Source organism: Sporosarcina cascadiensis (assembly GCF_009650995.1).
In the GTDB taxonomy this organism is placed as follows: domain Bacteria; phylum Bacillota; class Bacilli; order Bacillales_A; family Planococcaceae; genus Sporosarcina; species Sporosarcina cascadiensis.
Genome location: NZ_WHVV01000001.1, coordinates 279,853 through 299,291 on the forward strand (window position 1 = coordinate 279,853; position 19,439 = coordinate 299,291).

Genomic DNA, 19,439 nt, shown 5'->3' on the forward strand with positions numbered 1-19,439 from the left:
TTTTGCACATGAAAAGGCCAGTACTCACGATTAGCCTATCAATCACTTTGTTCGGATTTGTATTCATCTGTCCGAGGAAATCCGTTACATTTCTTTATTTGATATAACTGTGACAGTACACATTGTGAATGACATCTTTCTTCTGCCAATCCCATAAACCTTCAATGAAATAGGACAAAAAAGAAAAGGACTGCCGCAGGAAAACGCAAATTAATTCGCGGCCTCCCAGGCAGTCCTTACTTATTACAAAGTACCTTGCTTCAACTTCGTATGCCATTCCATTAATTCGGCCATGGACTCTTCTTCGATCGCACCTTCTTCTTTTGCCGCCTCAGCAAGCGCTGCGAAATTCGTCAGGCTGTGATAAGAAAGCTTCGCTTCTGCAAACTTTTCATCCGCCTTCTGAAGCTCGTATGTAAAGATGGAAACGATGCCGCACACCTCTATCCCTTCAGCGAACAGCGCATCGGCTGCATTCAAGCTGCTGCCGCCTGTTGAAATCAAGTCTTCAATGATCACTGCTTTTGCACCTGATTCAATCTTGCCCTCAATCTGCTTGCTTTTGCCGTGAGCTTTCGCTGAAGAACGGATATAAACCATCGGCAGCTTCAAGATGTCCGCTACCCATGCTGCGTGAGGAATTCCTGCAGTAGCCGTTCCGGCAATGACTGTCGTTTCTGGATAATGGACGCGGATTAACGCTGCCAGACCTTCTGCGATTTCTTTGCGTCCTACCGGATCTGCCATCGTCAAACGATTATCGCAGTAGATCGGTGACTTGATGCCTGATGCCCAGGTAAATGGCTCTTTCGGATTCAAGGCAACTGCTCCGACATTCAATAAAATCTGCGCTACTTCTTTTTCTCTGGTCATGAATTGGTCCCCTTCCACAATGTATTGACTAACTCATAAGCTGCCAACGGATTTTCTGCACCTGTGATAGCACGTCCCACGACAATATGCGTAGAACCTTCCTGCTGTGCTTTTGCAGGAGTCGCCACACGCTTCTGGTCATGAACGTCTCCTTCGGCAAGTCTGATACCCGGTGTAACTTTAAAGAAATCTTTACCGCACACTTCTTCAATTATTTTGGCTTCTTGCACCGAACAAACGACACCATCCAAATGAGCGGAGGCAGCAAGTTGCGCATAATGTTCCACAGATTCCTGGAGCGGCACACCAATCAGCTGCTCCTCCCGCACTTGACGGTCATCGGTAGAAGTGAGCTGCGTCACTGCAATCAATGCAGGGCGTTTTCTCCCTGCCGGCGTACCTGTATCAAGACCTTCCAAAGCTGCTTCCATCATCGTCTTCCCGCCAGCTGCATGCACATTGACCATATCGACTTCAAGTGAAGCGAGGACCTTCATGGCAGACTTGACCGTGTTCGGGATATCATGCAGTTTCAGATCCAGAAAAATGGAATAGCCTGCTTCTTTCAGGCGGGCAATCATTGAGGGACCTTCTTTATAATACAATTCCATTCCCACTTTGACATTGACCGGCTGATCAAAGGCTTTCAGGAATTCGAATGTTTTTTCTGCTGAATTAAAATCTAGTGCAATAATGGGTGATCGATTCATACGCGATGGCTCCTTCCGATCAATTCTGAAATGTGGTCCACTTGCAGTTCATCCAGTTTGGCAGGCAGCTGTTCTATGATCGTCGGACAGACAAACGGATCGACGAAGTTTGCTGTACCGACCGCCACGGCGCTTGCTCCTGCTGATATGAAGTCCACCACATCCTGCACGCAAGTGACGCCGCCCATTCCGATGATCGGAATATTGACGACTTGGCTCACTTCATACACCATGCGGATCGCAACAGGTTTTACAGCCGGTCCGGATAACCCGCCAGTTTTATTGGCAATGACCGGTCTTCCGGTCTTTTCATCCAAACGCATACCGACAAGTGTATTGATCATCGTGATACCGTCCGCTCCGCCTGCTTCTACGGCAGCTGCCATTGACTTAATGTCAGCTACGTTCGGAGACAATTTTACATAGACAGGTACGGAAGATACAGCTTTTACTGCTGCTGTCAGTTCTTTTGCTATTTCAGGATCTGTTCCAAAAGTAATACCGCCGCATTTAACGTTCGGACAGGAAATATTGAGTTCCAATGCTTGTACATTTGGTGCTTTGGAAATTTCTTTCGCCACTTCTACATAATCTTCTGTTTCCGAACCTGCTACGTTTGCGATAATCGGCACATCGTATTTTTCCAGCCAGGGCAGCTCATTTTCGAGAACACCCTTCAATCCCGGATTTTGAAGCCCGATTGCATTCAGCATGCCTGATGATGTTTCTGCCACGCGCGGTGTCGGATTGCCGTAGCGTGTTTCGAGTGTTGTTGCTTTGATCATAATGGCACCGAGCTGTGAAAGATCATATAAATTTCCATACTCTTTTCCAAAACCGAAACATCCGGATGCCGGCATGATCGGATTCTTTAAGTCGAGACCGGGCAATGTAATCGCTAATCTGTTCATATTTGCACCACCCCTGCTGGAAATACCGGACCGTCAGAGCATACTTTGACATACGCTTTGTCCGTTGCGTTCTCATTTGTATGGCAGACGCAGGCAAAACAGGCGCCGATTCCGCAGCCCATGCGCTGTTCAAATGATAGGAAACCTTTTTTATGCACATAGGCTTTTTGTACGGCATCAAGCATCGGCATAGGACCGCAGCTGTAGAATGTTTCGAATTCATCTGCCAGCCCGCTCATGACATTGGTGACAAAGCCTTCGGTACCGTTGCTGCCGTCGACTGTTGCAATATATGTTTCACCCAGTGCTTTAAATTCTTCTTCATAGAAGACGACATCATCAGACTGGAAGCCAAGAATATGAATGCATTTCACGCCTTTTACCGTCAACTGCTTTGACAATTCATAAAGCGGCGGCACACCGATTCCTCCGCCGATCAGGACAGCTGTTTGGCCGGATGCTGTTTCTCCAACAGGGAATCCGTTGCCAAGCGGTCCCAGCACATTGACAATATCCCCTTCACGCTTTTCAGACAGCAGCTCTGTACCGCGTCCTTCCGCCCGGTAGATAATGGTCATTTCATTTGTCTCTGCATTGATCTCCGCTATAGAAATTGGACGGCGCAGCAGCGGTTCGAATGAATCGGATACTCTGATATGGACAAACTGGCCCGGAGAAGTAATTTCTCCGACCAGCTTTCCTGCCAGTTTCATTTCAAAAATGTTTTTTGCGATTTGCTGCTGGGAAACAACGGTCATCAAATCCTGGATGATCATTGGATCACCTGCGCTTTTGGCATCGCAGCTGTTTCAAATGTCATCGACTCGATTACAGACAGCATGGCAGCGGCTGTATCGATCGAAGTGAAGCAAGGAACTCCATTCTCGACGGATTCACGGCGGATTCTGAAGCCGTCACGGGCAGGCTGCTTTCCTTTCGTCAGTGTGTTGATCACTAACTGTGCCTGTCCTTTTTGAATGACGTCAATCAATGTCGGCCCGTCAGTTCCAATCTTTCCTACTGTCTGGACTTCGATATTTGCCTGTTCAAGGGCATTCGCTGTTCCTTCTGTAGCCAGGATGCGATAGCCGATTTGGACAAAACGTCTCGCGATCTCGATAATTTCTTCTTTATCTTTATCTGAAACTGTCATGAGCACAGAACCATATTCTTTCACTTCCATGCCTGCAGCGACTAACCCTTTATAAAGAGCTTTTTCCAGCGTGCTGTCTTTCCCCATGACTTCCCCTGTCGATTTCATTTCAGGTCCGAGTGTAATATCCACACGGCGAAGTTTTGCGAATGAGAAGACCGGTACTTTTACGTAGACGCCTTCTGGTGCAACCGCGAGTCCGTCTGTGAAGCCTTGCTCTGCGATCGATTTGCCTAAGATCGCTTGCGTCGCTACATTAGCCATCGGGATATTCGTGATTTTACTCAAGAACGGCACCGTACGGCTTGAACGCGGGTTTACCTCAATGACATATACCTGTCCTTCAGAAATAACGAACTGAATATTCAGCAATCCTCTGATTTTTAAGCCTAGAGCCAGGCGCTTTGTGTATTCCGCAATCGTTTCAATCATGGACTGAGACAGATTTTGCGGCGGGAACACAGCGATGGAGTCACCGGAGTGAACGCCTGCACGTTCGATATGCTCCATGATACCGGGAATCAACACCGTCTCGCCGTCACAGATTGCATCCACTTCGATTTCCGTACCTGTCAAATAGCGGTCAATCAATACAGGATGCTCGGGGCTGGCCTTCACCGCATTTTCCATGTACTGCAGCAACTCTTCTTCATGATAGACAATTTCCATTGCACGGCCGCCTAATACATAGGAAGGTCGGACTAGTACCGGATAACCAATTTCATTGGCTATCACGACTGCTTCAGGAACAGACAGTGCAGTTTTACCAAGCGGCTGCGGAACGCCGATTTCATGAAGTGCACTCTCGAATTTATCTCTGTTTTCAGCACGGTCGATATCTTCAAGTGATGTACCAAGAATTTTCACGCCGCGTGCTTCTAAGTCTGCTGCCAAGTTGATTGCAGTCTGTCCGCCAAACTGTACGATAACGCCTTCAGGCTGCTCCAAGTCGATAATGTGCATGACATCTTCAATCGTCAGCGGCTCAAAGTAGAGCTTATCGGAGATCGAGAAGTCTGTTGAGACCGTTTCCGGGTTATTATTGACGATGATCGCTTCATAGCCGGCTTCCTGGATTGCCCATACACAGTGAACGGTTGCATAGTCGAACTCCACACCTTGTCCGATTCGGATCGGGCCGGAACCGAGCACCACAACACTTTTCTTGTCTGTTTTGACGGATTCATTTTCCTCTTCATACGTCCCGTAGAAATACGGTGTATCCGATTCATATTCACCCGCACAAGTATCTACTTTTTTATAGACCGGAATTAATTCCTGCTCTTTTCTCCAATCATACACTTCACGCTCTGTCGTATTCCAGAATTGCGCAATGACAACATCTGCAAAACCTAAACGCTTCGCTTTATAGGCTGTTGCATAATCAAATGGATGATCTTTCAGCATCTGCTCATAGCGCACGATGTTTTCGAATTTGCGCAGGAAGAATAAATCGATTGCACTCCACTCGTGCAATGTTTCGATCGTAACTCCGCGGCGCAGCGCTTCCCCTAAGAAGAATAAACGCTCATCTCCCGCTTTGCGGATCCGCTTCTCGATCCATTCGTCAGACATTTCATCTCCGCCAGGCAATGATAGATCGAACTGGCCCGTTTCAAGTGAACGCACTGCTTTCAAGATCGACTCTTCAAACGTACGGCCCATCGCCATTACTTCGCCTGTTGCTTTCATTTGTGTGCCGAGATTACGTTTTGCCGATTCGAACTTGTCGAAAGGCCAGCGCGGAATCTTCGTTACAACATAGTCGAGTGTCGGCTCGAAGCATGCATACGTATTGCCTGTTACGGGGTTCATCATTTCATCCAGCGTCAGACCAACCGCAATTTTTGCCGCAAGCTTCGCGATCGGATAGCCTGTTGCTTTAGATGCCAGTGCAGATGAACGGCTGACACGCGGGTTCACTTCGATAATGTAGTAATCAAAGCTGTGCGGATCAAGTGCCAGCTGAACATTACAGCCGCCCTCGATTTTCAATGCACGGATGATATCCAATGAAACGTTGCGCAGCATTTGATTTTCACGGTCTGTCAACGTCTGGCACGGTGCCGCCACAATGGAATCTCCTGTATGGATACCGACTGCATCAACGTTCTCCATATTACAAACAACAATCGCGTTGTCTGCAGAGTCACGCATGACTTCATATTCGATCTCTTTAAATCCTGCGATAGATTTCTCCAATAGACACTGTGTAACCGGGCTGTATTTCAAACCGCTCGCTACGATTTCTTCCAAGTCTTCATCGTCATGACAGATTCCTCCGCCCGTTCCGCCGAGCGTAAAGGCAGGACGAACGATTACCGGATAGCCGATTCTCTTTACGAACGCGTACGCTTCATCAAGATTATGGATAATATCACTTTCCGGAACCGGTTCTCCCATTTCATTCATCAAGTTACGGAACAGGTCACGGTCTTCTGCTTTATGGATCGCATCCAGTTTGGTACCCAGAATCTCAATCTCCAGTTCATCAAGAATACCTGACTCCTGAAGCTCGATCGCCATGTTCAATCCCGTCTGGCCGCCAAGTGTAGGCAGCAAAGCATCCGGACGCTCTTTGCGGATAATCCGGCTGACGAAGTCCAGTGTGATCGGCTCGATATAAACCTTATCGGCAACTTCCGTATCCGTCATAATTGTTGCGGGATTGGAGTTGATGAGAATAACGCGGTAGCCCTCTTCTTTCAGGGACAGGCAGGCTTGTGTACCTGCATAATCGAACTCTGCAGCCTGGCCGATCACGATCGGGCCTGAGCCGATGACAAGGATGGATTTAATATCTGTACGTTTAGGCATTGGTATTCTCCTTTCGATTGCTTGCAGTCATCAATTCGATGAAATCGTCAAATAAGTAGCTTGCATCATGCGGTCCCGGAGAGGCTTCCGGATGGAACTGCACGGTAAACGCTTCGTATTTTTCACTTTTCACGCCTTCCACACAGCCGTCGTTCAGTGCTTTATGTGTCAGTTCCAGACCTGCACCGGCTAATGAATCTTCCAGCACTTCATAGCCATGGCTCTGAGAAGTCAGGTCTGTACGGTTTCTATTTAAATCTTTAACGGGATAATTGCCTCCGTTATGGCTATTTTTCATTTTTGCTGTCTTGGCTCCGCAAGCTAATGCAAAGAGCTGGTGACCTAGACCGATGCCGAAGATCGGTTTTTTGCCGAGCAATTCTTTAATTGTCTCTACTGCACCTTCGACATCTTCCGGATTACCCGGGCCGTTTGATAATAAAATTCCATCCGGGAACAAAGCCAGGATTTCTTTTGAAGAGGTATCATAAGGCACCACGATGACGTCACAGTTTTTTTTGTTCAGCTCACGCAAGATGCCGTGCTTGATTCCGTAATCAATCACCACAACACGCTTTCCGTGTCCCGGGCTTGGATACGGACGCTTAGTTGATACTTTTGCCACTAAGTCTTTCGGCAGATCATACCCTTGAACTTCCGCCAATACTGCAGCTGTATCGATATCGTCGCCAGCAGCCGTCAGCTTGCCTTTTAAAGAGCCCTTATCGCGTAATAAACGAGTCAGCTTGCGTGTGTCAATTTCCTGAATTCCAGGAATTCCTTTCAATGAAAGCAGATCGCCCAGCGACATGCCGCTGCGGAAATTAGAAGGCTCTTCAGTCAATTCTCTGACAACCAATCCGTTAATTGCCAGATCGATCGATTCATAATCATCGCGGTTAATCCCGTAATTTCCGATTAATGGATAAGTCATGACAACAATCTGTCCGCAGCCTGAAGGGTTGGAAATTGTTTCCTGATATCCTGTCATTCCGGTAGAAAACACTGCTTCTCCGATAGAAGCACTGTCCGCTCCAAATGCTTTTCCTTCAAATATCGAACCGTCTTCTAATACTAAATAACGTTTTTTCATCATTGACCATCCTTCCAAACGATGTTTCCACCGAAAATTGTCATCACCGGCCATCCGGCACATTCCCAGCCATCAAACGGTGTGTTCTTTCCTTGCGATACAAATGTTGTACGGTCGATCTTCTGTTCTTTTTCCAAATCAATCAGCACCAAGTCAGCTGCCGCGCCAACTTCGATTTTACCGTAAGGCAGATCAAAAACTTCCGCCGGCTTGACTGTCATCCAGTCCACCAGCTGCTTCAGTGTCCAGTGACCCGGCTTGACGAAGTGTGTATATAATAGAGGGAATGCTGTTTCGAACCCTGTAATACCGAATGGGGCTTTTGCAATTCCTGCCGCTTTCTCCTCTGCAGTATGCGGTGCGTGATCCGTTGCGATGCAATCCAGCGTACCGTCTAGCAGCCCTTCCCGCAAAGCCTGGCGGTCTTCTTCCGAACGAAGCGGAGGATTCATTTTCCAGTCAGCGTCGTCTCCCGGCACATCGTTTTCTGCCAGCAGTAAATGGTGCGGGCTCACTTCGCCCGTTACGTGAATCCCCGCTTTCTTCGCATCGCGAATGACCCGGACCGATTCTTTTGTACTGACGTGGCATACGTGGTAATGAGCTCCTGCCGCTTCCGCCAATAAAACATCTCTCGCAATATGTACAGATTCAGCGATGGAAGGAATTCCCGGCAGACCAAGTTCTTTATTGCGCGTGCCTTCATGCATAGCACCGCCATAAATCAATGAATTGTCTTCACAGTGTGCCACAATCGGCATGTTGATAGCCGCAGCATCCTGCATCGCTTCATACATCATGCCTGCTTCCTGAATCCCCACGCCGTCATCCGTAAATGCGAATGCGCCGTGTTCTTTCAATTCCTTTAAATTCGTCCGTTCTTTTCCTGCTTCTCTAATCGTGATTGATGCATAGGGTAGTACGCGAATTTTCGCATTGTCTTCAATTAATTTATTGATCTTTTCAATATTCTCAATCGTGTCCGGAACTGGACGGGTATTCGGCATCGAGCAGATAGTGGTATAACCGCCTTTAGCTGCTGCTGCAGTGCCTGTTGCAATTGTTTCTTTATGCTCTCCGCCCGGCTCTCTCAAGTGAACGTGTACATCAATTAGTCCCGGTGACAATAAGAGTCCGTTGCCTTCAATGACTTCGCATTCTTCAACTGCTAACTGGCTGCCGATTTCTGCAATCTTTCCTTCTGAGATTTTAACATCCGTCTGGATTAATTTGCCCTCTTCGTTTACCATCTGTACATTTTGAATTAAAGTTGTCATATTACTTCCGCCCCTTCAAAATTAGTTCTAGAACAGCCGCTCGAATATAGACGCCATTTTCGACTTGTTTAAAAATTCTTGACTGCGGACTTTCAATTAAGCAATCCGCTATTTCAACATCCCGGTTCACTGGCGCCGGATGCATGATAATTGCCTTGTCCTTCATGCGTGCCGCCCGCTCTTCCGTCAGTCCGTACTGCTCATGATAAGCAGCTTTCGTGTAGGCCATCTCCGTATTATGCCGCTCATGCTGAACACGGAGCAGCATGACTACATCACTTGTTTCAATGACTTCATCCCAGTTATCGACACTGTCGAATTCCCCTGCCCATTCCGGCGGGCATAAGAAAGTCACTTCTGCACCCAATTTGCGAAGCGCCTCCGCATTGGAGCGGGCAACACGGCTGTGCGCAATATCTCCGGCAATCAGCACTTTCAACCCTTCAAACCCGCCGAACTCTTCCTGAATCGTAAACAGATCGAGCAGTGACTGCGTCGGATGCTGGCCTGAGCCGTCCCCTGCATTAATGATGGCAACATTTGTACGCTCGACGAGTTCTTCATAAAAACCGTCCGACGGGTGCCGGATGACGAGTGCATCTAATCCGATAGCTTCCAATGTTCTGATCGTATCATATAGTGTCTCCCCTTTAAGCGTACTGGAGAAACTGGTTTCAAACGGGATGATCTGCGCTCCGACTTTCCGCTCAGCCATTTCAAAACTTGTTTTTGTCCGAGTGCTGGGCTCAAAAAATAAGTTACACACCGTATAGGTCCCCGGCAGTTCCCGGAAGCCCAGCCGTTTAAATATGGCTGCCCGCTCCAGAATGAGCATGATTTCTTCCACTGTCAGTTCTTTCATTGAAACTAAATGTTCCATCGGATGTTCCTCCTCATGAAGTGCAGGCATGTTCTGCAGGTAATTATGTATCTTCGTTATTCTTCATCCATTAATGTATCGTCTTTTCTGCCTGGCAGGAATAAGTTCAGCAGTACGCCGACAATCGCTGCGAGAGCCATCCCGCCGACTTCGAACGTCGGGCTGAATTTTATTGTCGCGCCGCCGATGCCGATGACCAAGATGATAGATGCAATAACCAAGTTTCGCTGATTGTCAAAGTCAATATGGTGATCGATCAGCATGCGCAGTCCGGACGAAGCAATGATACCGAACAATAAAATGGAGATGCCTCCGAGTACCGCTTGCGGAATCGTCGCAATGATTGCCATCACTTTTCCAAGGAAAGAGAAGAAGATGGCAAACACGGCTGCACCAAGAATTACATAAACACTGTATACACGGGTGATTGCCAGTACGCCGATGTTTTCACCGTACGTAGTTTTCGGCGGTCCGCCCACCATGCCGCTGATCAATGTTCCTAAACCATCTCCAAGTAAAGATCTGTGCAGTCCCGGACTGTCGATATAGTTGCGTTCAACTACTTTTCCGAGTACGAGCTGGTGACCAATATGTTCTGCAATCGTCACTATGGCGATTGGCACCATGACGATGAGCAGTGTCGGTGTCACAACGAAGGAATAGTCGACTCCGGGTATGAGCATCTCAGGCACTGCAAACCATTTTGCCTCTGCCACTTTCGTAAAATCCAAGATACCGATTACCGCTGAGTAGATGTAGCCGACTACGATTCCGATCAGCACAGGCATCAGGCTGATGATTCCTTTGAAGAACATCAGGCAAAATACGGCGGTTGCAAGAGTTACCAGTGCAGCTGAAAAGTGCAGTCCGCTATAGGTATCTGCCCCGTCTACCTGGATTGTGCTCGCCATATTGATGGCTGTCGGTGCGATGGCAAGTCCGATCACCATAATGACCGGTCCAACCACGATCGGCGGCAGGATTTTCATGATCCAGCGATAGCCTGTTTTCCAGATCAGCAGGGAAATGATCGCGTACACTAAGGCAACGAACATACTCCCGATCATTGCACTTCCTATCCCACCGGTTTTCGTCGCGATCTGTATCGGTATGATAAAGGCAAATGAAGAACCTAAGTATGCCGGCACTTGAAACTTAGTCACGGCAATAAATACAATCGTTGCGATTCCGCTTGTCAATAAAGCAATTGCAGGACTCAATCCAACCAGCTGCGGCACTAAAATCGTTGCGCCGAACATCGCGAACATATGCTGTAAGCTCAGCGCAAGCCATCGCACCGGCTGTGGTTTTTCATTGACATCTAATACTTTTTCACTCATCTTCTCAAGTCCCCCGGCTGTTTATAATGTACGTGTATGGATTGTGACGCCATCCGTTCCATCTGTTTCAATCATGCTGACCACTACTTGTTCATCACTCGATGTAGGGATGTTCTTGCCTACAAAATCCGGACGAATCGGCAGTTCCCGGTGACCCCTGTCTACAAGTACTGCCAGTTGTATGGAGGCAGGTCTTCCCAAATCCATCACCGCGTCTAGAGCTGCTCTGACAGTGCGTCCTGTGTACAGAACGTCGTCTACCAGGATCACTTTTTGATCTGCGACATCATGTGCAATATCGACCTGCTGCACGAGCGCTTCCGCCTGTTCATGCTTCAGTTGAAGATCATCACGATAAAGTGTGATGTCCAGTTCACCCTTTTTGATTGGTTTGCCTTCAATCTGTTCAATCCGGTCTGCCAGGCGTTTCGCTAAAATGGCGCCCCGTGTTTTAATGCCTACCAGTATACAGTCGTCAATGCCTCTGTTTTTTTCGATGATTTCATGCGCAATCCTTGTGATCGCACGTGAGATGGCCTGATCATCGAGAATTGCTGCTTTCTCCGCCATATCAGTGGTTTCCCCTTTCCGTTTTCCGTTTTTCAATAAAAAAATCCCTCCAGTCAGATTCGACTGGAGGGCGGACGTGCAGAAAAAAGCATACATCGAGGTCTTGCCGCAGCAAGACAACATGTAATTCCGTGCAACCTTCCCAGCCTCACAGGACTGACTTTAAAGGTATCGCTATTCAATTGCTTCATCGAGTATACAGCCATCAACTTGCACTTGTCAATGCTTATTATCCACGAAGATCATTCAGTAAATTTTGGTAATTTTCAGGCAAAGGCGCAGTGAACTCCAAATACTCTTCGGTTACCGGATGCACAAAGCCTACTGTTCCCGCATGCAGAACCTGCCCGCCGAAATCTATTGTCTTTCGTTGTCCATACTTTGGATCTCCGACAAGCGGATAACCGATATACTTCATATGGACGCGAATTTGGTGTGTACGTCCTGTTTCCAGACGGCATTCTACCAGTGTGTACTCACCAAAACGTTCCAGCACTTTAAAATGTGTGACCGCATTCTTTCCATTATCAACGACTGCCATCCGTTGGCGATCGCGCGGATCCCTGCCAATCGGTGCATCAATCGTGCCATTGTCGTGGGGTATATGACCGTGCACGAGCGCCGTGTAAACCCGGTTAACAGACTTCTCCACAAGTTGATTGACCAATGAAACATGGGCTTTATCATTTTTTGCGACCATCAGTAAACCGGACGTATCTTTATCAATCCGGTGAACGATACCAGGTCTCATAACGCCATTGATACCGGAGAGATCCGTGCACTGATACATCAGTCCATTGACCAATGTGCCTGACAGATGACCGGGTGAGGGATGGACAACCATACCTACAGGTTTATTCACTACCAGTACATCACGATCTTCATAAACAATTTCAAGATCGAGATTTTCTGCTTCGATATCGTACACTTCAGGATCCGGTTGCTCTATAGCAATCGTATCTTCTGCTTTTACTTTATAGTTTGATTTTACAAAGCTGCCATTCACTTGTATATGTTCTTCTTTCAGCCATTGCTGTATTTGCGTACGTGACCAGTCGGGCTGTAATGTGGCAATCGCTTTATCTATCCGACTGCCTGCAAGTTCCTCTGTAATTTCAAATTCAAATCGTTCCATTAGGAAACACCTTTTTTCTTTTTCTTTTTCTCATCAAGCAGTACATGCACTAAGATCAGTACGACTGCGATGGTCAATGCCGCGTCTGCTACGTTGAATATCGGAAAATCATAATTAATAACCGGGATCAGAACAGAAACAAAATCTACGACTTCTCCTCTGAATAAACGGTCAATGAAGTTTCCGACTGCCCCTCCAAGCAAAAGCATTAGGCTGATGCCGAGCAGGCGATCTTTTTTTCCTTCTGTATGGAAAAAGTATATAATAGCTGCAACCACTGCAACGGTTACAATATAGAACAACCACATTTTCCCTTCAAGCATACCCCAGGCGGCGCCTCGGTTCCGATGCGAGAGCAAGCCGAGATAAGGATCCAGTACAGAAATATATTCTCTGAGCTCCATATTTTTCACTACCAGCCATTTTGTCAGTTGATCCAGCGCTATGACTAAAACAGCTATTGCATAATAAGCGATCACTGCGTCTACCTCCGTCCAGCAAATGTCTAATTTATTTTACCACAATGTCAGGTCATTTTAACTTTTTACTGCATTCAATCAATAAAAAAGCAAAGCCATCATCATCCACGAGTGAATGATGATGGCTTTTGCATCAAGATTACTTATGCATAGTTCTCTTTTACGACTGTTGCGCATCGTGTACATAGTGCAGGGTGCTCTGCATCTTCCCCGACTGTTGTAGAAATCGTCCAGCAGCGTTCACATTTCTCACCGTCTGCTTTTTCGACCAGCACAGTTGCACGGTCCAGTTTTAGTGCATTTGGCAGATCTGCCTCTTTGCTTTCTTCAAATGCAGAAACAATGAAAAATTGTGCGAAGTCAATATCTTCAGCCTGCAGCAGGCCTTGCTGATCTTCGGGCAATACAACCGTTACTTTTGCTTCAAGTGATTTCCCGATGACTTTTGCATTTCGCGCTTCTTCCAAAGCTTTCAGTACATCATCACGAATATCCATCAAGCCGTCAAAACGTTCGCGCAGTTGATCTGCCGTTTCGCCTTTTTGATCAGCTTTCGGCATATCGGTTAATTGAACACTGTCAGCTTCTTTCACTGTCAGATAGTTCCACATTTCATCTGCTGTGTGCGGCAGGATCGGTGTGATCAGTTTGACTAAAGTGATCAGCGTATCGTACATAACCGACTGCATCGCACGGCGGTGAGGATGATTCGCCCCTTCGATATACACGACATCTTTCGCAATATCGAGGTAGAACGAGCTCAGTACGCCTGTGCAGAAATTATTTACAGCGTGATAAACACTTGCAAATTCATATTTTTCATATGCTGTTGTTACTTCCTCAATTAAATCTTGAAGTTTCACATAGACATACTGATCGACAGGACGCATGTCCTCAAATGACACACGGTCCGCTGACGGATTGAAATCAGCTACATTACCATGCAAGAAACGGATCGTGTTACGGATTTTACGATATACTTCTGATACTTGCTTGAAGTTCGAATCAGATACACGCACGTCTGCTGTATAATCGACAGAAGCAACCCACAGACGAACAATATCAGCGCCTAATTGATTGATCACTTTTGAAGGGACAATCACGTTTCCAAGTGATTTACTCATTTTACGGCCATCTTTATCCAGCGTAAAGCCGTGGCTCAGAATCCCTTTGTACGGTGCAATTCCATTGATTGCGACACTCGTCGTCAATGAAGAGTTGAACCAGCCGCGATATTGGTCGGATCCTTCCAAGTACAAGTCAGCCGGATACACGAGGTCATCACGCTCATCCAGGACGCCTTGGTGGGTCGTTCCGGAATCGAACCAAACATCCATGATATCTGTTTCTTTTGTAAACTCTCCATTCGGGCTGCCTTCGTGTGCAAAGCCTTCAGGCAGCAGTTCTTTTGCAGAACGTTCAAACCAGATGTTCGAACCATTTTCGCGGAATAATTTTGCCACATGGCCAATTGTTTCATCAGTCAGAATGGCATCGCCGTTTTCCGCGTAAAATACCGGAATGGGAACACCCCATACACGCTGGCGGGAAATACACCAGTCTCCGCGGTCACGAACCATATTGAACAGACGTGTTTCACCCCATGAAGGCGTGAACTCTGTTTTACGGATAGCTTCCAGCAAGTCCTCTCTGAATAATTCAATCGATGCAAACCACTGAGCTGTCGCACGGTAAATAACCGGCTTTTTCGTACGCCAGTCATGCGGGTACGAGTGAGTGATAAATGAAAGCTTCTGAAGTGCGCCGACTTCTTTAAGCTTTTCTGTGACTGCTTTATTGGCATCTTCGTAGAACATACCTTCAAAGAACGGCGCTTCGTCTGTCATGACGCCGCGGTCGTTGATTGGAGACAAAGCATCAATACCATATGCTTTACTGACGTAGAAGTCGTCCTCACCGTGACCAGGTGCCGTATGAACACATCCGGTACCAGCATCTGCTGTCACGTGCTCGCCCAGCATGACAAGTGAATCGCGGTCATAGAATGGATGCTTCGCCACAATACGGTCCAAATCAGCTCCCGGCAGTTCCTGTTCAACTGTATAATCTTCCCACTCTAGTTCTTTAGCTAAAAACTCCACAAGATCCTTTGCCACAACAAACTTCTCACCATTGACATTTACAATTGCATACGTAAACGCCGGGTGTACAGAAATCCCCAAGTTTGCAGGAATCGTCCAAGGAGTTGTCGTCCAAATTAGGAATTTTACATCTTCAGCCAGTACCCCTTTGCCGTCGCGCACAGGGAAGCTGACATAAATAGAAGGAGACTTCTTATCCTGATATTCAATTTCGGCTTCTGCCAAAGCTGATTCACTGGAAGGAGACCAATAAACCGGCTTCAATCCTTTATAGATATAACCTTTTTTGGCCATCTCGCCGAATACTTGAATCTGACGGGACTCAAATGCCGGCTTTAATGTAATATAAGGATTTTCCCAGTCGCCGCGGACTCCAAGACGTCTGAATTGAGTGCGCTGATTATTAATTTGCTCCAAAGCATACTCTTCACACATTTTACGGAATTCTGCGATGCTCATTTTCTTGCGGTCTACACCTTTATTAACAAGCGCCTGCTCAATCGGCAGACCGTGCGTATCCCAGCCCGGGACGTAAGGTGCGTGGAAGCCTGACATGGATTTATAGCGGACGATAAAATCTTTCAGCACTTTATTGAGCGCATGGCCCATGTGCAAATCGCCGTTCGCATATGGAGGTCCGTCATGCAGGATAAAATAGGGTCTGCCTGCTGTACGTTCTTGCACCTGCTGATAGATATTTTTTTCATTCCATTTTTCTTGCATCTTCGGCTCATTATTCGGTAAATTTCCGCGCATCGGAAATTCTGTTTTTGGCATGAGCAATGTATCTTTGTATTCCATTTATAATTCCTCCTCTTTATGTTTACGTCTAAAGTACTATGAAAGAAAATAAAAAAATCCCCATCCCAAAAAAGGGACGAGGTTATTCTCGCGGTACCACCCTACTTGCAATTGAAACCAATTGCCGCTTAGACACTGTTAACGGCAGTGTAACCGGGTCCATGTACATATCCACGAACCAGCTCCGGAGTGATTTTCGTTTCTGCATCCCCGCCGGGCTTCCACCGCCCCCGGCTCGCTGTCGGTCAAATCAGAAAGTACTGTCTCTTTCGACGCTTCTACTTTACGTAATTATTGTCATTATAAAAATGCCGCAAAGAATTGTCAAGTTCTTACGATTCTTCATCTGCCGCACTTTCTGCACTCGTCGTATCCAGCTCATACTTCAGCAGCTGATCCCAGTCATCTGTCTTGATTAAATCCAGCTGTGCTTCCACCATCATCTTGAAACGGCTTCTAAACACCTTGGACTGTTTCTTCAAGTCTTCTACTTCCAACGCAACTTTTCTCGCCCGCGCCAATGCATCATTGACAATGCGGTCTGCATTTTTCTCCGATTCCTTGACGATCAGCTTGGATTCCTGTATCGCATTTCTGCGCACATCCTCTGCCGCTTCCTGAGCAATCAGAATAGACTTCTGCAAAGTGCCTTCAATTGTATTGAAATGAGCTAATTTTGCTTCATTAAGAGAAATCGTCTGCTGCAGCTCTTCATTTTTCTTTATAACGTTTTCATAATCCTTCATAACCTGCTCTAGAAACTCATTCACTTCGTCTTCATCATAACCGCGAAATTTCGAACTGAATGCTTTGTTATGTATATCCGTAGGGGTTAAAGCCATGAAATGCTTTCTCCTTTCCGTCTGATCCATGTCAATTCTCAATTGTTCTGTACTACTTGATTAAACACTACTTTACCGATTTTATCAAGGCTTTCTCTATCAGACTAACGCACCAATCACGACCCGAATCTTATCTTTTCTCGTCCTGCCTTCAATACTGAGGATTTTATAGCGGCCAAAGCCTCTGACAGACAGAACATCATGCTCTTCCACTTCAAAAGCCTGCTGATCGATCATCGCCCAGTTTACTTTTACTTTTTCTCCTTTTATCAGAGAAGAAGCTTTGGCGCGTGAACAATTTGTCAATGAAGCGACAACTGTATCCAGCCGCAGCGAACTGATAATATGCATTTCTTCCGCCCATTCTTCTTTTGCATCAATCACTTCAGCCATATTCAGAATGGGTTTAACGGATACTTTTACCTTGCCGACCTGTGTAAAATTGACATGAATATATTCGGATACTTCCTCTGCTACTGCAAATTGCACTTTTTCCTCAGCTATCTGTATATCTCCGAATCGTGAACGGTCGATTCCCACCGACAGCAGTGAACCTAAAAGCTGTGAATGCTTCATATCAATGAATTTCTGAGGATAATGCACTTCATACAGACTGATTTGAAACTCATCCGTTTCCGGTGAATAGTAATCCGGATAGATGAGCATCCGTTTTCGCTCAGAATCCGGAAATCCTCCTTCTGCCGCAAGCATCAGCTCAGAATTACGCACTATGGATTCCGCTATAAACCGCTGACGCGGATCCAGAAATTCTGTCAGTTTCGGGGCATACGTATCCTCTACTTCTTTCACCCAGCTATTCACCTTTTCAATAAAAGGCTGCTCTTCCTTTCTGAAATGCTGGAAAATCGATTCCATGAAAATCCTTCTCCTTGTACAAAAAAATCCCCACCCTGTGAGGATTTAAGTTTTATTTTATGCTTAGATCAACGCTTGGAATAACATCAGGTAAATCTGTCCAAGTCCTCTGCCGATCAGATTCAGTGCAAATAATGCCACGATCGGAGATATATCGATCATACCGAGCGGCGGGATAAACTTTCGGAAAAAACCCAGATAAGGTTCAGCAACACGCCCGATCAGCTGACCGATTTTAGTTTCACGGGTCGACGGGATCCAGGACATTAAAATATAGGCGATTAAAATAAAAGAATAGATTAAAACCGCTCTGGATACTACTAAATACACAATGTTCAATAAACCGATCATAATTTCATGTACACCTCATTCAAAATGGTTTAACTCATACTTTCGCGGGCTCTTCTGCTTGTCCAATAAAATAATTCAACTATTTATTCGGACAGATATTCTGTAATCGAGCCTGCCACTTCCACGTTCTCAGGTGCACATAGAAAGATATCGGTGCCCACTCGCTGAATATCTCCTCCGAGTGCATAGACAGTACCGCTTAAAAAATCGATGATGCGAAATCCTTGATCCCGGTCAATCCGCTGCAAATTCACTACGACGGAGCGCTTGTTTTTCAAATGCTCTGCAATATCCTGGGCTTCCGCATAAGCGCGGGGCTCCACTAAAATCACTTTCGATGATTTTTGGACACTTTGCAGGCTGATGACCGGCGTGGATGGATGCGGTTCAGCTACTTGCTTCCTAGTGTTGGTCTTTTTAGGTTCTTTCCGGGCAGGCGGCTGATTTGCAATCGGTTGTCTGCCCGCAGATTCAGTGACTGTTTCCTCTTCTTCCAACCAAAACAATTTCTCAAATCGTTTTTTGAGGCTCATTTGTCTTCCTCGCTTTCTGATCCGACTAAGGCGGTGCCAACCCGTATATGCGTTGCACCTTCTTCGATTGCAATCATAAAGTCGTTGGACATTCCCATCGATAATTGTGTGCACGGGGCATACGGCAATTTTTTTGCAGCGATTTTGTCACGTATTTCCCGTAATGAACGGAAAACGCTGCGGATGACAGATTCATCCTCTGTGTCAGGTGCCATCGTCATTAATCCAATGACATGAACGTTCTCATACTCTGCTAATTGCTCAAAGAATGCATCGGCTTCAGCCGGTGTAATACCAGACTTTGATTCTTCCCCGGAGACATTGACTTGAACAAAGCAATCCAATGGCCTGAAGGCTCTTTTATTCACTTCTTTCACAAGACTCATGCGGTCAACAGAATGAAGGCAGTCAATCGTATCAATCAGCTCTTTCACTTTGCGTGTCTGCAGATTGCCTATAAAATGCCAGTTCACTTCCTCTTGGATATTCTCCTGTTTATCCAGAAGTCCTTCCAGTCGGTTTTCTCCAAAATCTTTCACACCAAGATCTGCCAGGGACTGTGCCCTTTTGGAAGATACCGATTTAGTAACCGCTATTAATGTGAGTTCTTCCGGGTTTCGACCCATTTTTTTACAAGTTTCGTTTATTTGCTGCTGTATAGTTGCTAACCGTTGTTTCACTTCCACAATATCACTA

Annotated in this window: 18 protein-coding genes and 1 other annotated feature; all 18 genes read right to left on the bottom strand. The window is 46.4% G+C overall.

What is annotated here, in order from left to right:
- Positions 1-243: 243 nt before the first annotated feature.
- The gene (gene pyrE / locus GDZ68_RS01395) at positions 244-873 is read right to left on the bottom strand and encodes an orotate phosphoribosyltransferase (RefSeq protein ID WP_153720483.1); all 630 of its coding nucleotides are present in this window, start codon (positions 871-873) and stop codon (positions 244-246) included.
- Complete coding sequence (gene pyrF, locus GDZ68_RS01400) at positions 870-1,583, bottom strand: orotidine-5'-phosphate decarboxylase (protein WP_153720484.1); 714 nt, start codon at positions 1,581-1,583, stop codon at positions 870-872. Before pyrF ends, pyrE begins: the two co-directional genes overlap by 4 nt.
- A complete protein-coding gene (locus GDZ68_RS01405) occupies positions 1,580-2,494 on the bottom strand; it encodes a dihydroorotate dehydrogenase (protein ID WP_153720485.1) in 915 nt (304 codons plus the stop codon). The genes pyrF and GDZ68_RS01405 overlap by 4 nt, the downstream gene beginning before the upstream one ends.
- Positions 2,491-3,270, bottom strand: coding sequence for a dihydroorotate dehydrogenase electron transfer subunit (locus GDZ68_RS01410; protein ID WP_153720486.1), 780 nt, complete (start codon positions 3,268-3,270; stop codon positions 2,491-2,493). The genes GDZ68_RS01405 and GDZ68_RS01410 overlap by 4 nt, the downstream gene beginning before the upstream one ends.
- Positions 3,267-6,464 (bottom strand): carbamoyl-phosphate synthase large subunit, encoded by a 3,198-nt coding sequence (gene carB / locus GDZ68_RS01415; protein ID WP_153720487.1) that lies wholly within the window; start codon positions 6,462-6,464, stop codon positions 3,267-3,269. Before carB ends, GDZ68_RS01410 begins: the two co-directional genes overlap by 4 nt.
- Positions 6,457-7,557: a carbamoyl phosphate synthase small subunit gene (locus GDZ68_RS01420; RefSeq protein ID WP_153720668.1), complete on the bottom strand. Its 1,101-nt coding sequence runs from the start codon at positions 7,555-7,557 to the stop codon at positions 6,457-6,459. Before GDZ68_RS01420 ends, carB begins: the two co-directional genes overlap by 8 nt.
- Complete coding sequence (locus tag GDZ68_RS01425; RefSeq protein WP_153720488.1) at positions 7,557-8,834, bottom strand: dihydroorotase; 1,278 nt, start codon at positions 8,832-8,834, stop codon at positions 7,557-7,559. Before GDZ68_RS01425 ends, GDZ68_RS01420 begins: the two co-directional genes overlap by 1 nt.
- A gap of 1 nt (position 8,835) precedes the next feature.
- Positions 8,836-9,714 carry an aspartate carbamoyltransferase catalytic subunit gene (locus tag GDZ68_RS01430; protein ID WP_153720489.1) on the bottom strand — a complete coding sequence of 293 codons (879 nt, stop codon included), beginning with the start codon at positions 9,712-9,714 and terminating at the stop codon, positions 8,836-8,838.
- A 56-nt stretch (positions 9,715-9,770) separates the two neighbouring features.
- Complete coding sequence (locus tag GDZ68_RS01435; RefSeq protein WP_153720490.1) at positions 9,771-11,054, bottom strand: uracil-xanthine permease family protein; 1,284 nt, start codon at positions 11,052-11,054, stop codon at positions 9,771-9,773.
- Positions 11,055-11,075: 21 nt separating this feature from the next.
- Positions 11,076-11,624 carry a bifunctional pyr operon transcriptional regulator/uracil phosphoribosyltransferase PyrR gene (gene pyrR, locus GDZ68_RS01440; RefSeq protein ID WP_153720669.1) on the bottom strand — a complete coding sequence of 183 codons (549 nt, stop codon included), beginning with the start codon at positions 11,622-11,624 and terminating at the stop codon, positions 11,076-11,078.
- 229 nt (positions 11,625-11,853) lie between these two features.
- Positions 11,854-12,759 (bottom strand): RluA family pseudouridine synthase, encoded by a 906-nt coding sequence (locus tag GDZ68_RS01445; protein ID WP_153720491.1) that lies wholly within the window; start codon positions 12,757-12,759, stop codon positions 11,854-11,856.
- Positions 12,759-13,238 (bottom strand): signal peptidase II, encoded by a 480-nt coding sequence (gene lspA / locus GDZ68_RS01450; RefSeq protein WP_153720492.1) that lies wholly within the window; start codon positions 13,236-13,238, stop codon positions 12,759-12,761. Before lspA ends, GDZ68_RS01445 begins: the two co-directional genes overlap by 1 nt.
- Before the next feature lie 143 nt (positions 13,239-13,381).
- A complete protein-coding gene (ileS, locus tag GDZ68_RS01455; protein ID WP_153720493.1) occupies positions 13,382-16,141 on the bottom strand; it encodes an isoleucine--tRNA ligase in 2,760 nt (919 codons plus the stop codon).
- 69 nt (positions 16,142-16,210) lie between these two features.
- Positions 16,211-16,423 (bottom strand) — a binding site (T-box leader).
- 50 nt (positions 16,424-16,473) lie between these two features.
- Positions 16,474-16,983, bottom strand: a complete 510-nt coding sequence (locus GDZ68_RS01460; RefSeq protein WP_153720494.1) for a DivIVA domain-containing protein — start codon at positions 16,981-16,983, stop codon at positions 16,474-16,476.
- Positions 16,984-17,082: 99 nt separating this feature from the next.
- Positions 17,083-17,859, bottom strand: a complete 777-nt coding sequence (locus GDZ68_RS01465) for a YlmH family RNA-binding protein (protein WP_153720495.1) — start codon at positions 17,857-17,859, stop codon at positions 17,083-17,085.
- 63 nt (positions 17,860-17,922) lie between these two features.
- On the bottom strand, positions 17,923-18,210 hold the full coding sequence (locus GDZ68_RS01470) for a YggT family protein (protein ID WP_153720496.1): 288 nt from the start codon (positions 18,208-18,210) through the stop codon (positions 17,923-17,925).
- An 83-nt stretch (positions 18,211-18,293) separates the two neighbouring features.
- A complete protein-coding gene (locus GDZ68_RS01475) occupies positions 18,294-18,743 on the bottom strand; it encodes a cell division protein SepF (protein ID WP_153720497.1) in 450 nt (149 codons plus the stop codon).
- Positions 18,740-19,429: a YggS family pyridoxal phosphate-dependent enzyme gene (locus GDZ68_RS01480; protein ID WP_408020111.1), complete on the bottom strand. Its 690-nt coding sequence runs from the start codon at positions 19,427-19,429 to the stop codon at positions 18,740-18,742. The genes GDZ68_RS01475 and GDZ68_RS01480 overlap by 4 nt, the downstream gene beginning before the upstream one ends.
- Between the last annotated feature and the right edge of the window lie 10 nt (positions 19,430-19,439).

Coding starts and splice junctions, on each gene's coding strand:
- GDZ68_RS01460 (WP_153720494.1), bottom strand. CDS start 16,983: ATGGCTTTAACCCCTACGGATATACATAACAAAGCATTCAGTTCGAAA.
- GDZ68_RS01405 (WP_153720485.1), bottom strand. CDS start 2,494: ATGAACAGATTAGCGATTACATTGCCCGGTCTCGACTTAAAGAATCCG.
- GDZ68_RS01475 (WP_153720497.1), bottom strand. CDS start 18,743: ATGAGCCTCAAAAAACGATTTGAGAAATTGTTTTGGTTGGAAGAAGAG.
- GDZ68_RS01465 (WP_153720495.1), bottom strand. CDS start 17,859: ATGGAATCGATTTTCCAGCATTTCAGAAAGGAAGAGCAGCCTTTTATT.
- carB (WP_153720487.1), bottom strand. CDS start 6,464: ATGCCTAAACGTACAGATATTAAATCCATCCTTGTCATCGGCTCAGGC.
- pyrF (WP_153720484.1), bottom strand. CDS start 1,583: ATGAATCGATCACCCATTATTGCACTAGATTTTAATTCAGCAGAAAAA.
- GDZ68_RS01470 (WP_153720496.1), bottom strand. CDS start 18,210: ATGATCGGTTTATTGAACATTGTGTATTTAGTAGTATCCAGAGCGGTT.
- pyrE (WP_153720483.1), bottom strand. CDS start 873: ATGACCAGAGAAAAAGAAGTAGCGCAGATTTTATTGAATGTCGGAGCA.
- GDZ68_RS01430 (WP_153720489.1), bottom strand. CDS start 9,714: ATGGAACATTTAGTTTCAATGAAAGAACTGACAGTGGAAGAAATCATG.
- GDZ68_RS01445 (WP_153720491.1), bottom strand. CDS start 12,759: ATGGAACGATTTGAATTTGAAATTACAGAGGAACTTGCAGGCAGTCGG.
- ileS (WP_153720493.1), bottom strand. CDS start 16,141: ATGGAATACAAAGATACATTGCTCATGCCAAAAACAGAATTTCCGATG.
- GDZ68_RS01410 (WP_153720486.1), bottom strand. CDS start 3,270: ATGATCATCCAGGATTTGATGACCGTTGTTTCCCAGCAGCAAATCGCA.
- GDZ68_RS01420 (WP_153720668.1), bottom strand. CDS start 7,557: ATGAAAAAACGTTATTTAGTATTAGAAGACGGTTCGATATTTGAAGGA.
- GDZ68_RS01425 (WP_153720488.1), bottom strand. CDS start 8,834: ATGACAACTTTAATTCAAAATGTACAGATGGTAAACGAAGAGGGCAAA.
- GDZ68_RS01435 (WP_153720490.1), bottom strand. CDS start 11,054: ATGAGTGAAAAAGTATTAGATGTCAATGAAAAACCACAGCCGGTGCGA.
- pyrR (WP_153720669.1), bottom strand. CDS start 11,624: ATGGCGGAGAAAGCAGCAATTCTCGATGATCAGGCCATCTCACGTGCG.